Annotated in this window: 11 protein-coding genes; 1 reads left to right on the forward strand and 10 read right to left on the reverse strand. The window is 42.7% G+C overall.

Annotated features, from left to right (window positions below; genetic code table 11):
• Nucleotides 1–173: 173 nt before the first annotated feature.
• The gene (locus FZC78_RS00315; protein WP_148937718.1) at nt 174–1,103 is read left to right on the forward strand and encodes a Na/Pi symporter; all 930 of its coding nucleotides are present in this window, start codon (nt 174–176) and stop codon (nt 1,101–1,103) included.
• A gap of 748 nt (nt 1,104–1,851) precedes the next feature.
• Here FZC78_RS00315 and deoC read toward each other — a convergent pair.
• The 10 genes from deoC to hemW all read right to left on the reverse strand — a co-directional run bounded on the left by deoC (nt 1,852) and on the right by hemW (nt 16,255).
• Nucleotides 1,852–2,523 (reverse strand): deoxyribose-phosphate aldolase, encoded by a 672-nt coding sequence (gene deoC / locus FZC78_RS00320; protein ID WP_148937719.1) that lies wholly within the window; start codon nt 2,521–2,523, stop codon nt 1,852–1,854.
• A 1,432-nt stretch (nt 2,524–3,955) separates the two neighbouring features.
• On the reverse strand, nt 3,956–5,620 hold the full coding sequence (locus tag FZC78_RS00340; protein WP_148937720.1) for a glycoside hydrolase family 13 protein: 1,665 nt from the start codon (nt 5,618–5,620) through the stop codon (nt 3,956–3,958).
• 312 nt (nt 5,621–5,932) lie between these two features.
• Nucleotides 5,933–7,279: a tRNA (N(6)-L-threonylcarbamoyladenosine(37)-C(2))-methylthiotransferase MtaB gene (mtaB, locus tag FZC78_RS00345; RefSeq protein WP_148937721.1), complete on the reverse strand. Its 1,347-nt coding sequence runs from the start codon at nt 7,277–7,279 to the stop codon at nt 5,933–5,935.
• A 5-nt stretch (nt 7,280–7,284) separates the two neighbouring features.
• Nucleotides 7,285–8,037 carry a 16S rRNA (uracil(1498)-N(3))-methyltransferase gene (locus FZC78_RS00350; RefSeq protein ID WP_148937722.1) on the reverse strand — a complete coding sequence of 251 codons (753 nt, stop codon included), beginning with the start codon at nt 8,035–8,037 and terminating at the stop codon, nt 7,285–7,287.
• Nucleotides 8,038–8,061: 24 nt separating this feature from the next.
• Nucleotides 8,062–9,003 carry a 50S ribosomal protein L11 methyltransferase gene (prmA, locus tag FZC78_RS00355; protein ID WP_148937723.1) on the reverse strand — a complete coding sequence of 314 codons (942 nt, stop codon included), beginning with the start codon at nt 9,001–9,003 and terminating at the stop codon, nt 8,062–8,064.
• 24 nt (nt 9,004–9,027) lie between these two features.
• Nucleotides 9,028–10,152, reverse strand: coding sequence for a molecular chaperone DnaJ (gene dnaJ, locus FZC78_RS00360; RefSeq protein WP_148937724.1), 1,125 nt, complete (start codon nt 10,150–10,152; stop codon nt 9,028–9,030).
• A 481-nt stretch (nt 10,153–10,633) separates the two neighbouring features.
• Nucleotides 10,634–12,460, reverse strand: coding sequence for a molecular chaperone DnaK (gene dnaK / locus FZC78_RS00365; protein WP_148937725.1), 1,827 nt, complete (start codon nt 12,458–12,460; stop codon nt 10,634–10,636).
• A gap of 33 nt (nt 12,461–12,493) precedes the next feature.
• Entirely contained in the window at nt 12,494–13,084 is a 591-nt protein-coding gene (grpE, locus tag FZC78_RS00370; protein ID WP_148937726.1) for a nucleotide exchange factor GrpE, read from the reverse strand.
• 132 nt (nt 13,085–13,216) lie between these two features.
• A complete protein-coding gene (gene hrcA, locus FZC78_RS00375; protein WP_148938118.1) occupies nt 13,217–14,245 on the reverse strand; it encodes a heat-inducible transcriptional repressor HrcA in 1,029 nt (342 codons plus the stop codon).
• Nucleotides 14,246–15,112: 867 nt separating this feature from the next.
• A complete protein-coding gene (gene hemW, locus FZC78_RS00380) occupies nt 15,113–16,255 on the reverse strand; it encodes a radical SAM family heme chaperone HemW (protein WP_148937727.1) in 1,143 nt (380 codons plus the stop codon).
• Nucleotides 16,256–16,350: the final 95 nt, after the last annotated feature.

Genomic DNA, 16,350 nt, shown 5'->3' on the forward strand with positions numbered 1-16,350 from the left:
GTTAAGTGCAGACTTTTACAGAAAGTAATCTTTCTGTATGGATATTTAAATCCATTCACTTTGCAATTATAATATAAGCCCTTCAGAAGGTCAACAATTTCTGACGAATTGCTTGTATAAATAGACATGTATGCTCTTTATTCCTAATACAGTTAAGAAAGGGGGGACAGGTCATGCTTAGTTTACTTATCTTTTTTCTATTAATTGGAAGCTTTTTGCTTGGTATGTTTTGGCTGAAAAGCGGATTATATAATCTGGCAGGAGAGAGAATGACTAAATTGATTTCAAAGTGGACTGATGCACCTTGGAAGGGATTCCTCATAGGCATTGCGGTTACTGGAGTACTGCAGAGCAGTTCTGCCGTCATGGTTTTGACAATAGGCTTTGTTTCAGCGGGTATTTTGAGTTTCAGGCAGTCCATTGGGATCATCCTGGGTACAAACATAGGAACTACTTTGACACTGGAGATTATTTCATTGGATATCGGCTTTTTGAGTCTCCCTCTGCTTGGATGTTCACTGCTCCTTCTAATCCTTCCCTATCCAAGTACCCGGGCACTTGCTCTTACATTCCTTGGACTTTCGCTAATTTTTGTGAGCATGAATGGATTTGAAGAACTGGCAAGGCCATTATCGAGCCAGGCTTTTATTCACTCACTTATGGAGCGCTCTAATGCGTCAGCACTTTTTTCTGTTTTGCTGGGGACGATTTTAACAGGATTGGTGCAATCGAGCACAGTCATTACAGGCATCGCCATGAGTTTTGTTGATGCGGACATAATAACGATTTTTGCCGGCATTTCCATCATGCTCGGTGCAAATATTGGTACTTGTGTAACTTCCTATATAGCTGGAATCGGGAGCGGAAAAGCGACGAAGCTGACTGTTTATGCACACATATGGCTTAACGTTGCCGGAGTGATGATATTCTTTCCGTTTATTGAGGAGCTGGGTGAAATGGTGAAATGGGCCTCAGCTAATCCTGAATTACAGCTTGCTCATGCAAGCCTTGCCTTCAATGTCATATGTTCCGTTCTTGTCCTTCCTTTCTCAGGTCATTTTGCAAGTCTTATTGAAAAGTTTCATGCTAACGAATTAAGGTGAGTATTGTAGATGAATGCTTGTTATTGTCAAAGTTTCGGCTAATCGTATACAGGAGAGCAGAGGCTTTCTTTCTTATCATGAGCTGCAAGGATATCAGACTAAACTCTTAAGCCTGAGCAGCAAAAAAATACTGCCCGGTAAAGGCGGCCGCTGATTCCGTTCAAGTAGCCAGCTCCACTTGGTTGTGTGCCTGATGGAAGGGGCTTTATAGCGAAAGAAGCGTGTCCTTTCATTAATTGGGTACGCGGCGGTTTAAATAAGGGAACTTTTTCCCTTAATCGCTAATACAAGCTCACTTCGGGGTGAATAGAGGAACTTTTTACCCTTATATGATAAAAGAGCACATTTTTTTATTGTTTTAAGATAAATAAGAGAACTATATTCCCTTATTTTTGCTTTGGTCAGTGTATTTTAGTAAATAAGGGAACTTTTTTCCTCTATTTACTATCTAAAATACTGAACAACATTTGTAAGTGCTATCGGTCAGCGGATTGAATCAGTGTCTTTTCAAACAGCTAAATGAACAAGGACCCTCCCAGCTTCGACAGGCAAACGTTCCTAAAATCATTAAAAATTCTAAAGCTGATGTAGTATAGAGAGCAGCACATACATGGCTTTCAAAGAAAAAAGTCAACTTTTCTTCCTATTTAAGGAAGGATAGTTGACTTTATCTTTGGTAATAACCAAGCAGATTACAAAATTCAATAGATTTTAAGTGCCGTCCGGTTAAGCGGATGGCCTTTTCATCTTAGTAGTCAGAATCACTAGTTAATCCTTGGACAATCTGAACTCCGGAGCTGGCGCCGATTCTGGTAGCTCCCGCTTCAATCATGTTTTTCGCGTCTTCAACACTTCTTACACCGCCGGATGCTTTCACACCGATATCCGGTCCGACCGTTTTTCTCATTAACTTGATATCTTCTATTGTCGCTCCGCCAGTTGAGAACCCTGTGGATGTCTTAACAAAGTCAGTCCCTGCCTCAACCGCAAGCCTGCATGCTCTTTCTTTCTCTTCATCAGTCAGAAGGCTTGTTTCGATGATGACTTTAGTCAGAGCCTTTCCTTTAGCTGCTGCTGTCACTGCCTGGATATCTTGTTTTACCAATTCGTCGTTGCCGTCTTTAAGCGCGCTGATATTGATAACCATATCCACTTCCGTTGCGCCTTTTTCAATTGCATCCTTCGTTTCAAATGCCTTTGTTTCAGATGTAGTCGCCCCCAATGGAAAACCGATTACTGTACATACCTTTACATCCGTCCCTTGTAACAATTGGGCTGCATATTTTACCCAGCCTGGATTTACACATACAGAAGCAAAATGATATTCTCTTGCTTCTTCACAGATTTTTGTTACCTGGTCTTTCGTTGAGTCCGCTTTCAATAATGTATGATCGATCATTTTTGCAATATTTTTTTCCATGAATAACACTCCTCCAACAGGTTGTCCGTACCTCTTTATTCTAACAAAGGTTCGGTGAATATACGAACTTTTTAAGTAAATAATTCATCTAAGGCTGCTTATATTGTGTCCAAAAAAACAAAAGCGCAAGCGCTTAGATCGGGCCCGACAGGCAAATGTTCCAAAGAGAAAAAAAGGCGGTCTTTCCTTAACGGGTTCTGTTTTGAAGTACAAACTTCTAATTGGCTAAAGAAAAGGTTGAGTGATTCGTACCCGGAAACAATGTCTGTTGATTTCCACTCCAGGTGCGTGACTCCGCGGGGCGTGCGGTGAGCCTCCTCGGCTTCATAAAAAGCGGAAGCGGCCGTTCAGCGACGTAAAGATTTTAGGGCTCTCGCATGAGATAAAGGAATCACGAAGAGCGACAGCGATTCGATGATGACTTATCGCAAGGAGAGAGACCGAAATCTGCTAGTCGCTGGCCGCTGAGGCTAGATTCGCCTGTGGGGTCTCACCTGTCATTAAAAGTGGAAGCGCCTTGAACAGCCCCGACAGGCAAATGTTCTCAAGAGAAAAAAAGGCGCTTTTTCCTTTTATTCTCTTGAGGTTATTTGACCCCGAGGGGCTAGGCGCTGCAACTAGACGCACGCTAGCCCCGCAGGAGTTCACGCACCTTCCGTTCCAATCAAATTATTGTTAGATTTTTTTATAATTAACTACTCTCCTATTTATTAGTATTGGGATTTAGAGTGTATAGGAAATTGCGCCTCAAATTTTGTAGAACAAAAAGTTCTGTCATTTGCTATTTAGGGTACATTTTGTATTACCAATTGAACAGAGTTACTAGCAAGATTACCCTTAAATCAACAAAAAGGAGTGCCAAAATCAATGCGGTTTAACATTCCTTTTAATATGCAATTGTTAATTTTGTACTCGAAAACAGAACCCGTAGTTTTCCCTTTTATTCTCTGAGGGTTATTTGACCCCGAGGAGCTAGGCGATGAAGCTGGATGTATCAAAAGCGGAAGCGCCTCGATCAGCTCCGACAGGCAAATGTTCCTCAGAGAAAAAAAGGCGGTTTTCCCTTTTATTCTCTGAGGGTTATTTGACCCCGAGGAGCTAGGCGATGAAGCTGGATGTATCAAAAGCGGAAGCGCCTCGATCAGCTCCGACAGGCAAATGTTCCTCAGAGAAAAAAAGGCGGTTTTCCCTTTTATTCTCTGAGGGTTATTTGACCCCGAGGAGCTAGGCGCTGAAGCTGGATGTGGGTAACATAGTTAAGCGCTTTACACTGAGCCAATTTTTTTCTAAGCAGAAAAAAAGATCAGGAGTGTGCCTGATCTTTTTTAAACGTTCTCTTCTTTTAAGTTGAAGATTATTAAAAGTGTTTGATTTCTTTCCTATGCAGAAGCACATTCCGCAAAGCAGAGCACAATCCTGCAGAGGAATCTCATTAAGCCAGCCGGTAAACTCTTGCTTCATAAGGTTTTAATGCCACTTTTGATATACCGCTGTGCTGTTCTACGGAATAGTTATTTAACATCAATCCTTCTGATCCGACAGTCAAATCTTCCAGAGGAGCTTCAGCGTTCTCAGTAGAGAGATTGGTCAGTACAAGAACTTTTTCATTTTCTAATGTCCTTGTATAGGCATAAATCTGCTCGTGGTTTGGAAGAAGCAAGTCATAGATGCCATAAGTGAAAATATCGTTGTCTTTCTTTACGGCAATCATTTTTTTATAGAAAGAAAGGATAGAGTCTTCGTCTTTTAACTGAGCCTCTACATTGATGCTCTTATAGTTAGGATTCACTTTCATCCAAGGGTTTCCTTTTGAGAAACCTCCGTTTACTTCCTCTGTCCATTGCATCGGTGTACGGCTGTTATCTCTTGAAGACGCCCAGATAATTTCCATAATTTCTTCATGAGAAACACCTTCTTCAAGTTTCAGCTTGTAAAGGTTTTTAACGGCTACATCATCATAGTCATCTATTGAAGGAAACTGGACATTTGTCATGCCGATTTCTTGTCCTTGATAGATAAAAGGTGTTCCCTGCATTAAGAAATACATGGCTGCCATGGCTGTGGCACTTTCTTTCCAGAACTCTTCATCATTGCCCCAAGTGGAGACAACTCGCGGTTTATCATGGTTTTCAATGAATAAAGCGTTCCACCCATCACCTTCCAAACCTTTTTGCCAGCGGGTCAGCACTTTCTTCAATTCAACGATATCAAGATCTGGATTTGTTTCTGCATCCCATAAGCCAAGGTGCTCGAATTGGAATATCATATCCATTTTTCCGTTTTCCTCACCTACCCAAAGTTCAGCTTCATCGGCTGTAACTCCATTTGCCTCCCCGACAGACATAACATCGTAATTGGCGTAGGTTTTATCCTTGAATTCCTGAAGGAACTTATGGATACCCTTTTGATTCATATGCATATCGAATGAAGATACATATTTCTTATTATCAGGATTCGGCATATCCGGCATGCCCTCACGTTTTTTAATATGGCTGATGGCATCAATCCTGAATCCATCGATCCCTTTATCAAGCCACCAGTTTACCGTATCATAGAGAGCTTCGCGAACGTCTTCATTCTCCCAGTTCAGATCAGGCTGCTTAGTAGAGAATACATGCAGGAAATACTGATCTGTTTTCTCGTCATACTCCCATGCAGAACCGCCGAAGATGCTTTCCCAGTTGTTCGGCTCTTTGTCCTTTTTCCCATCACGCCAAATATACCAGTCACGTTTTTCGTTTTCCTTAGAGGAGCGGGATTCAATGAACCATTGATGCTCATCACTTGTATGATTAAGGACCAAATCGATGATCAACTTCATTCCTCTTGCATGTACTTCCTTTAAAAGAAGGTCAAAGTCTTCCATTGAGCCGAAGTCTTCCATGATATCCTGGTAATCAGAGATATCGTAGCCATTATCATCGTTTGGTGACTTATACATAGGGCAGATCCAAATGACATCAACACCCAGATCCTTAACATAATCAAGTCTTTGAATCATTCCCTGCAAGTCACCGATTCCATCTCCATTCGAATCCTGAAAGCTGCGGGGATATATTTGATAGCCAACGGCTTCTTTCCACCAAATTTTTTTCATGTAAAACACCTCATACGAAAAGATTTTTTTAATTTATTATTTAACGCGCAACCGTTTGCACTAATGTGCAAAAAAATATGAAGAATGTTTGCGCTTTCTTATACCTACTTAGTGTACAGCTAAATGGAAAACTAATCAATATGGTTTTTTACAAAATTTAAAACGATTCAAAGATACTTACAGGTTTTACTTGTAATGTTCCAAACGGGAATTTGCAGAAGCCATTTCAAACACACTGTGAATTCAAGTGTGTTTGAAATGGCTTCACATCAAAAGAAAAACCGGCTCAACTATATGAACCGGTTTGTTTTATCAGCTTACTGCTGTTGTCTTTTCTTCTTCCAGGACTCTGACGAACTGTCCTTCATTATACGGATAGCCGGCCTTTGTGATTTTTACTTTCACAAGTTTGCCAACCATTTCCTCGGATGCAGGAAAGACTACTTTGAGGTAATTATCTGTGTAACCAACATAAAGCCCGCTTGCTGGATCTTCTTTATAAACTTCTTCAGGTATAACTTCAAGAACTTCTTCTTCAAAGCGGGATGCATATTCTTTAGCCAGCTGGTTTGACAGTTGTATTAAACGATGGACCCGTTCATTCTTGATGTCTTCATCTATTTGATCTGTCATCCTTGCAGCAGGTGTTCCTGTACGCTTGGAATAGGGGAAAACATGCAATTCAGAGAACTTATGCTCCTTAATGAAATTGTATGTTTCCATAAATTCTTCTTCCGTTTCACCTGGGAATCCTACGATTACATCAGAAGTCACAGCAAGGCCTGGCAGAGCCTTTTTCAGCTTCTCGATTCTTTCAGCAAAGAATTCCATCGTGTATTTCCTTCTCATTCGTTTCAGCACGGTATTTGAACCTGACTGCAGAGGAATATGAAGATGTCTTACAACCATGTTGGAGTTGTCGATGACTTCGATGACTTCATCTGTCAATTGGCTGGCTTCAATGGACGAAATTCTGATACGCTTCAACCCCGTTACCTTTTCTTCAAGATCGCGAAGAAGCATTGCCAGGTTGTAGTCTTTCATATCCTCACCGTATCCTCCTGTATGGATACCGGTCAGGACGATCTCTTTATAGCCTGCATCAACAAGCTGCTGAGCCTGACGTATAACTTCTTCCGGATCACGGGAGCGCATTAACCCTCTTGCCCATGGGATAATGCAGAATGTACAAAAGTTATTACACCCTTCCTGAATCTTCAGGGAGGCACGAGTTCGATCAGTGAAAGCGGGAACTTGAAGTTCTTCATACACGCGATTTTTCATAATGTTCCCTACACCGTTGATCGGCTGTCTTTCATCTTTGAACTGCTCAATGTACTCCAGCATTTTTCTGCGGTCCTGAGTTCCAACCACAATGTCTACTCCGGGAATCGCCATGATTTCCGCTGGGGACGTCTGTGCATAACACCCTGTAACACAAATGACGGCATCAGGATTTTTCCTGATGGCACGGCGGATAACCTGACGGCTTTTCTTATCGCCCGTATTAGTAACGGTACATGTGTTAATCACATATACATCCGATGTGTTTTCATATTCCAGGCGCTCGTAGCCCTGTTCTTTAAATAATTGCCAAATAGCCTCTGTTTCATAGTGATTCACTTTACAACCGAGGGTATGAAAAGCTACTGTTGGCATATTTTTCACCTCATTAATTCAGATTGATAAGACGCGGCAGACAGCAAGTAAAAGGGAGCCGTTTCTGCACGCATGATTCTTGGGCCCAACCCGCAGGAAAGGAATCCATTCTGTTTAAGTGTATCGACTTCCTTTTCAGTCAAACCGCCTTCGGGACCGAAAACAGCCAATATACGGTCACCGGGCCTGGCTGCTTTGAGGACGCCTGCCAAATTACTTTGCTCACCTGTCTTGGCATCCTCTTCAAAAGCCACGATTTTATATTCATAGTCATAAGCCAAGGCTATCAGCTTCTTTAATGAAACAGGGGAATGCACCATTGGGACATAGCGGCGATGGGACTGTTCTGCTGCTTCCTTGGCGATTTTTTCCCAGCGTTCCACTTTCTTCTTCGCTTTCTTCTCATCCCATTTTACAATTGAGCGATCTGCGGTAAAAGGGACAAATTCCACTGCTCCAAGCTCAGTCCCTTTTTGGATGATCAACTCCAACTTATCCCCTTTTGGCAGTCCGCTCGCGATAGTGATCTTCACCGGCATTTCTTTTTCGTCTGATTCCCATTGTACTATCCCTGCTTCGAGCCAGTCATTGGAAATCGTTTCTATTTTTACTTTTGCCGATTCACCGTTGAGAAAGACAATGTAAAACAAACTGTCTTCAGACATTCTCATCACTCGTACAATATGATGAAAGTTCTCTCCATCTATGATAATGGGACTTCCTTCTTTAAACTGCTGGTCTATAAAATACCTTTGCATAGGTGTTCACCCTTTATAAGACGTTTATTGGGGTTTCTTGGCGATGATGGCAACCCAGTCTTCCATCAGCATGACTTCTTCTACTTGGAATCCAGCTTCCAGGACTGCAGATTTAACGAGTTCCTTTTTCTGTCCGATGATTCCAGAAGTGATGAAATATCCGCCAGGCTTCAGTAGTCTTGCAGCCTCATCCGTAAACTTAAGTATGACCTCTGCCAGGATGTTTGCCACGATGACATCTGCTCCTGGAGAAACACCATCAAGCAGGTTATTCTGACTTACTGTGACTCTATCGTGAACTTTATTTAGCTTTGTATTAATCCGGGCAGAATTGACAGCCACTTCATCAAGATCAAAGGCTTCGACTTTTTCAGCCTGAAGCATAGCTGAAGCTATACTCAATACTCCTGAGCCAGTGCCGACATCAATAACATGATTACCAGGTTTCACTGTCCTCTCGAGAGCCTGTATGCACATGACGGTTGTGGGATGGGTTCCTGTACCGAAAGCCATGCCAGGGTCAAGCTCGATGATAAGCTCATCGCTATGGACAGGTTCATATTCCTCCCACGTAGGGACAATCGTGAATTGAGCAGAGATTTTGACCGGATTATAGTATTTCTTCCAAGCCGTGGCCCACTCTTCCTCGTTCACTTCCGATATTTCAACTTGGTTTCTTCCAATATCGATATTATACTTCACTAGATTATCGACGGCTTGCTTAATTTCATCCACTGTTTCTCCCAAAAAGCTGTTTACAGGTAGATAGGCCTTCACAATGACCCCCTCTTCAGGAAAGTCATCAGGGTTGAGTTGGTAGATTTCTCCGAAAATGTCTTCACGCTCTTTCTCTAATTCAAATGGATCTTCAATCACCACTCCGCTGGCTCCTGCTTCATGAAGAATATTTGAAATCGGTTCGATCGCTTCATTTGTTGTGTGTATGCTGATTTCTGACCATTTCATTGAATCTACCAACTCCGTTCCTGTTTATTCGCCCTTAAAGGCCCGTTTTACTTTATCAAAAAAGCTTTCATGCTGTTCATCCGGGACCTGACCAGTGATATCCGCAAATTCACGAAGCAGTTCTTTCTGCTTATCTGTCAGTTTGGTCGGTGTTACCACTTTCACACGAATGTGCTGGTCTCCGGTACCATATCCTCTTACATTTGGAACACCTTTGCCGCGAAGCCTGAATTTTGTACCTGTCTGGGTGCCGGCAGGAACTTTCAGTTTCACCTTGCCATGCAGAGTCGGTACTTCAATCTCATCGCCCAATGCTGATTGGACAAAAGTAATTGGCATTTCACAATAGATGTCATCTCCGTCGCGTTCAAAGAATTCATGAGATCTTACATGGAAAACCACATACAAGTCTCCAGGAGGGCCTCCATTTACTCCCGGCTCGCCTTGTCCGGAAACTCTAAGCTGCTGGCCTTCATCAATACCTGCAGGAATTTTCACATGAATCTTGCGGCGTTTCTGAACTTTTCCATTTCCTCCGCAAGTATTACATTTCTCTTTAATGAACTTACCGGTTCCATGACAGTGGTGGCATACCCGGCGGTTCACGATACGGCCAAACGGAGTGTTTTGCTCCACATTCAACTGACCGGTTCCTTGACAGTGTTTACAAGTTTCCGGCTTGGTACCCGGTTTTGCTCCGGAACCATCGCAGGTATCACACTCTTCTTCTTTCGGTATTTCAATATCCGTCTCTTTCCCAAATACTGCTTCTTCAAAAGTGACGCTCATTGTATATTGCAGGTCAGCTCCAGCTCTTGGGGCATTAGGGTCACGTCTGCGTCCCCCGCCGCCGCCGAAGAAGGTATTGAAAATATCTTCGAACCCTCCGAAGCCGCCGCCGAAGTCACCCCCGCCGCCAAAGCCCTGGTTAGGGTCTGTATGGCCAAAACGATCATATTGTGCGCGTTTTTGTTCGTCGCTCAATACTTCATAGGCTTCACTGATTTCTTTAAACTTTTCATTTGCATCCGCTTCTTTATTAATATCAGGATGATATTTTTTTGAGAGTTTGCGGTATGCTTTTTTGATTTCATCTTTTGAGGCGCCGTTTTCCACGCCGAGAACTTCATAATAGTCCCGTTTACTCATCAATACAACACTCCCGATTCCTTATGCATAAAGGTTATTTTAACATTAAAAGGGGGCCCCTCACAATATTAATTAAAAAATTGAGGGGATGACCCTAATGTTGATTATAATTTTCCATTCCGTTGTAACAATGATCTGGTGATTTCCGTTACGGGTGCGTGACTCCGCGGGGCGGGCGGTGAGCCCCCTCCACTTCAATCAACCATGATTCCAAAGAACACAGAAAAGCATCATGAAAAAAAGCCTTTTAAAAATGTTATTGCTAAATTTCATCACTTATCATTCTAAAGCAGTTATGTTTAGTCATCATCGTTGCTTAAGAAGTTGTAGTTTATATCGCTCTCCCAAACCATTTTTAATGTGTGTCAACTGAAAGTTTAAAAGCAACTCTGTTTAAACTAAACTGCCGTACCAAAGAAAAAGCCAAAGTCAAGATAGACCTGACTTTGACTTTCCCTGGCCATTTATATGAAGTTGAAAATTACTTGTCGTCTTTTACTTCTTCATATTCAGCATCGACAACATCGTCGTCTCCGCCTGCCTGGCCTTCAGCTCCCTGAGCCTGCTCCTGTGCTTTAGCAGCTTCTTCATAGAGCTTCATAGAAAGGCCTTGAAGGATCTCCTGAAGAGCATCTTTCTTCGTACGGATTTCTTCCAGGTCATTCTTTTCAATAGCTTCTTTTAGCTCATCTCTAGCTTCTTCAGCTTTCTTGACTTCAGCTTCTTCTACTTTATCGCCAAGATCTTTGATTGTTTTATCCGTTGTAAAGATCAGCTGGTCTGCTTCATTGCGAAGTTCAACTTCTTCTTTACGCTGTTTATCTGCATCAGCATTTTCTTCTGCTTCTTTAACCATGCGCTCGATTTCGTCTTCAGATAAGCCAGTTGAAGATTTGATTGTGATGTTTTGCTCTTTTCCTGTACCCAGGTCCTTCGCAGAAACATTTACAATTCCGTTTTTATCGATATCAAACTTAACTTCAATTTGCGGTACGCCGCGTGGTGCAGGCGGGATATCGGACAATTGGAAGCGTCCAAGAGTCTTGTTATCCGCTGCCATCGGTCTTTCACCTTGAAGGATATGGATATCAACAGCATTCTGGTTATCTGCGGCAGTAGAGAATACCTGTGATTTCGATGTAGGGATCGTCGTATTACGCTCAATCAGCTTAGTGGATACTCCGCCCATTGTTTCGATACCAAGTGATAATGGAGTTACATCCAGAAGGACAACATCTTTTACATCCCCTGTTAATACTCCGCCTTGGATTGCTGCTCCCATAGCTACTACTTCATCAGGATTAACGCCTTTATGTGGGTCTTTTCCTAATTCTTTCTTGATTGCATCTTGAACAGCAGGGATACGTGTAGATCCGCCGACAAGGATAACTTTGTCGATTTCACTTGCAGAAAGGCCTGCGTCTTTCACTGCTTGACGAGTAGGTCCCATAGTGCGTTCTACAAGGTCAGCTGAAAGCTCGTCGAATTTAGCGCGAGTCATGTTCACTTCCAAGTGAAGAGGTCCGTTTTCACCAGCCGTGATGAACGGAAGTGAAATTTGAGTGGAAGTTACACCAGAAAGATCTTTTTTCGCTTTTTCAGCAGCATCTTTAAGGCGTTGAAGCGCCATTTTATCCTTAGACAAATCAATACCGTTTTCTTTCTTGAATTGCTCTACAAGATAGTCGATGATCACTTGGTCAAAGTCATCTCCGCCAAGTCTGTTGTCACCGGCAGTTGAACGTACTTCGAACACTCCGTCGCCAAGCTCAAGAATGGATACGTCGAATGTTCCGCCGCCAAGATCGTAAACAAGGATCGTCTGATCTTCTTCCATTTTATCAAGACCGTAAGAAAGCGCAGCCGCTGTTGGTTCATTAATGATACGCTCAACTTCAAGTCCTGCAATTTTACCTGCGTCTTTAGTAGCTTGACGCTCTGCATCGTTGAAGTAAGCCGGTACAGTAATGACCGCTTTTTCCACTTTTTCGCCAAGATAATCTTCTGCGTACCCTTTTAAGTGCTGAAGAATCATTGCAGAGATTTCCTGAGGTGTATATTCTTTGTCTTCAATCTTTTCCTTGTAATCTGTTCCCATGTGGCGCTTGATGGAGATGACTGTATTCGGGTTAGTGATTGCCTGGCGTTTTGCCACTTCACCAACCTGCATTTCTCCATTTTTGAACGCTACAACGGAAGGAGTTGTACGGTTGCCTTCCGGATTAGGAATTACTTTTGGTTCTCCGCCTTCAAGGACAGACACACATGAGTTTGTTGTCCCTAAGTCAATACCGATAATTTTGCTCATTGAGAAAAACCTCCTTATAAACTGTATGTAAGATTATTGATTCACTTTTACCATTGAAGGTCGAATAATGCGGTCCTTCAGTTTGTAACCTTTTTGGAACTCTTCAGTCACAATGTTTGAACCGAAGTTTTCGTCTTCTCCCTGCATAACAGCTTGATGCAGATGAGGATCGAATTCCTGCCCGACTGTTTCAATCGGCTCGACACCTTCTTTTTTCAGTGCTTCCACTAAGCTACGATAAACCATTTCCATCCCTTGAAGCAAGGATTTTGTCTGTTCATTATCGGGCTCAACATTTAATGCACGCTCAAAGTTGTCGATTGCCGGAAGCAATTCCGTTACGATGCTTTGAGCTTTATATTTTTCATTCGCCTCACGGTCCAAGTTAACACGGCGGCGGAAATTATCAAAATCGGCACGCAATCTCAAGTAACGGCTTTCGGATTCATCCAACTTTGATTGCAGTTCAATAATTTGTGTTTCCTCCGGAGATTGACCTTTCTCCTCACCTTCCTGTCCTTCCAGGCTTTCAGCGAAGATTTCTTCTTCAGTACCCTCAGAGGTTCTTTCTTCTTGCTGACCATTCAATTCCTGATCAACTTTGTTGTTCGTTTCTTCTGCCATTCCTTTCACCTCCTTAAAAAGCTGAGGGATTGCCCCTCTTTCACCAAGTGTTTCAAGTTCTATATCGGGGGACCATCCCAGCAAACCGCTTTGTTCCGGCCCCGATATCCTTTATCAATATATCCACACGAATCAGCTTTGATACAGCTTCGTCATCGCCTTGGACATATCTTCGCTTAAAAAGTTCAATAAGCTGATCACCCGCGAATATTCCATCCTTGTCGGTCCAAGTATGGCAATCGAGCCCACCTTCTCATTTGCCACAGAATAGGAAGCGGTAATGAGGCTGCAGTCTTCCATCGCTGAAACATTGTTTTCCTTGCCGATTTTCACATGAAGGCCGTTCGGAAGATGCTTGATCATATCATAGATGCCATCCTCCTGTTCGATCATGTTCAACAGCAGGCGGACCTTGTGGATATCATTGAATTCAGGTTGATTGAGCATATTTGTTTTACCGCCGAAGAAGATTTTCTCATTCGCCGGCAAATCCATAGTATTCACCAATGAATGAAGCATCAAATCATAATTATGAATGTGCTGCTTAAGAAGCTGTGCCACCTCTTTGAAAATCTTATCATTAAGCTCTGTCATCGGCACACCGGCTAAGCGGTCATTCAATATGTTGACCAGCTTCTCCAGGTCATTAGAGTCGACCGCCTTCGGTATTGTGAACATGCGATTCTGGACATGCCCAGTATCGGTCACAATAATGGCTACGGCTGTCTCGTCGTTTATAGGGATGATCTGTATTTTCTTAAGTTTGTTTTCCTTAACCCCAGGGCCAAGAACAATGGCCGTATAATTAGTAAGCTCGGAAAGAATCTTGGCTGATCTCTCCACAACCCTTTCCATTTCATAAATTCTTTCAGCAAAAATGGAACGGATTGTTTTGACATCCTTCTTCGCAAGCTGAACAGGGGAAAGCAGATGGTCCACATAATATCTGTAGCCTTTTTCTGATGGAATCCGTCCGGAAGATGTGTGAGGCTTCTCGATAAAACCGAAATCCTCCAAGTCTGCCATCTCATTCCTGATTGTAGCGGAACTGAAGGATATCTCTTCCTTTTTAGACAAGCTTCTCGAACCTACAGGTTGTGCAGACCGGATGAAATCATCAATGATTACTTGAAGTATAAGCAACTGTCGATCTGTTAACAACATTCATCACCTCTGTTAGCACTCTCGTTAAATGAGTGCTAAATCTAATAATAAATTATCAAATCAGCTAAGAGATGTCAATTAGAACAAATCGTTTCGTCGTCAATTTTTTCTGTAATAGTTACCACCAAAAGCGTAAGCGCCCTGACCAGCCCCGACAGGCAAATGTTCCTCATCGAAAAAAAGGCGCCCTTTCCTTTTATTCGATGAGGGTTATTTGACCCCGAGGGGCTAGGCGCTGAAGCTGGACGAATCAAAAGCGTAAGCGCCTTGATCAGCCCCGACAGGCAAATGTTCCTCATCGAAAAAAAGGCGCCCTTTCCTTTTATTCGATGAGGGTTATTTGACCCCGAGGGGCTAGGCGCTGAAGCTGGACGAATCAAAAGCGTAAGCGCCYTGAYCAGCCCCGACAGGCAAATGTTCTCAAGAGAAAAAAAGGCGGGTTTACATTTTTTTGAGTTTAACCGCCTTAGGAAGGAGCAGCGCTGGATCAAGCACCTTTAACTTCAATTAACCGTTTAAATTGCTGTTTTAAAAATAATGGATTTCCGCTCCAGGTGCGCGACTCCGCGGGGCGTGCGGTGAGCCTTTCCTGCTAGTCCCTCAGGAGGTCTCACGCCTTCCGCTCCAATCCTTCTACGTAAGAGGGGGAAATAAATAAGCATTTAATAGCTGCAATTTTTTAGAAAAGCTGTTTTCACAAAGCTGCTCTCTTCTTTCTAGCTTACCAAGATGCTTCCAATGAATGATGACGTCATTTTACGGAATGAACCTCATATCAAATAGCAACAAAGTTTACGAAAAGAGCCTCTAAACAATACCCTTACAATACGCCAGCAGGTTATAGCCTGTTTTTACTCTAATACTTTATATCACTCCCAAAAAGGCCTGGAAGACTTCGTTGCCAAGGAACTTTCCTTTTTGGGTTAAACGGATATATGAATTTTCGACAGTCAGCAATTCCTTCTTCACCATTTCTTCGACCGCTTCCTTGAAGACCGTCATCGGGCTCTCTCCGAACTTTTCTGTAAATCGGGCTACAGATACTCCTTCTGTCTTGCGCAGACCCAGGAACATTTCTTCTTCCATCTTTTCAGCTTTCGTTTGTTCATGGCTCTCAATAATCGGCAGCTTTCCGTCAGCCAGGGGCTCCATATATTTTTTCAAGGGACCGAAATTGCTATACCGGTTTCCCTCGGCATATCCATGAGCACCCGCTCCAAAACCGTAGTATTCTTCATTATCCCAATAAACAAGATTATGCTTGCTCTCATATCCCTTTTTGGCAAAGTTGCTGATTTCATATTGATTGATCCCTGCAGCCTGCATTTCTTCCATCAATATACTGTACATTTCTGCTTCCGTTTCTTGTGGAGGCAAAGACAATTTTCCTTTTCTCATTAAATTATAAAATACCGTTTTCGGTTCGATAATGAGAGAATATCCTGAGTAATGAGGAAGATCGAATTCTAAAGCCGTCCTCAGAGTGTGCTTAAAGTCCTCAACTGTCTGCCCAGGCAAGGCATAAATCAAGTCAATGCTGATATTGTCAAACCCTGCTTTCCTGGCGGCATCGATGGAAGTGTATACATCCTTGCTTCTATGATTCCTGCCGATCCTTTCAAGCAGGTCATCATTAAAGGACTGAACTCCAAAGCTTAAACGATTCACACCATGATCATGCAGCACTTCCAATTTATCGCTGGTCAAATCACCTGGATTAGCTTCGAAAGTAAACTCTACCTCATCCTTTGAGTATGGAAGGGATGCATTGATGCTTTTACAAAAAACCTCGAGCTGCGATGCATTTAAGGCTGTCGGTGTTCCTCCTCCAACAAAAATCGTCGACAATTTCTCTGAAGGGTATTTTTCAATTCCCATTTTCATTTCTTTATCTAACGAAGCCAAATAGTCGTCCACCGGCTGCCCCTTCATAAACACCTTGTTAAAATCACAATAATGGCAGATATGGTGGCAGAAGGGAATATGAATATATGCTGAACGTATCATGTTTTCACTACCTTTATTAAATCCCGATAGAGAAAGGGGGGGCCTGCTCTGAACACAAGCAATCCCCCCCATTTGTCTTATTAATAATCGAGATC

The organism is Rossellomorea vietnamensis, from assembly GCF_008180415.1.
In the GTDB taxonomy this organism is placed as follows: domain Bacteria; phylum Bacillota; class Bacilli; order Bacillales; family Bacillaceae_B; genus Rossellomorea; species Rossellomorea vietnamensis_C.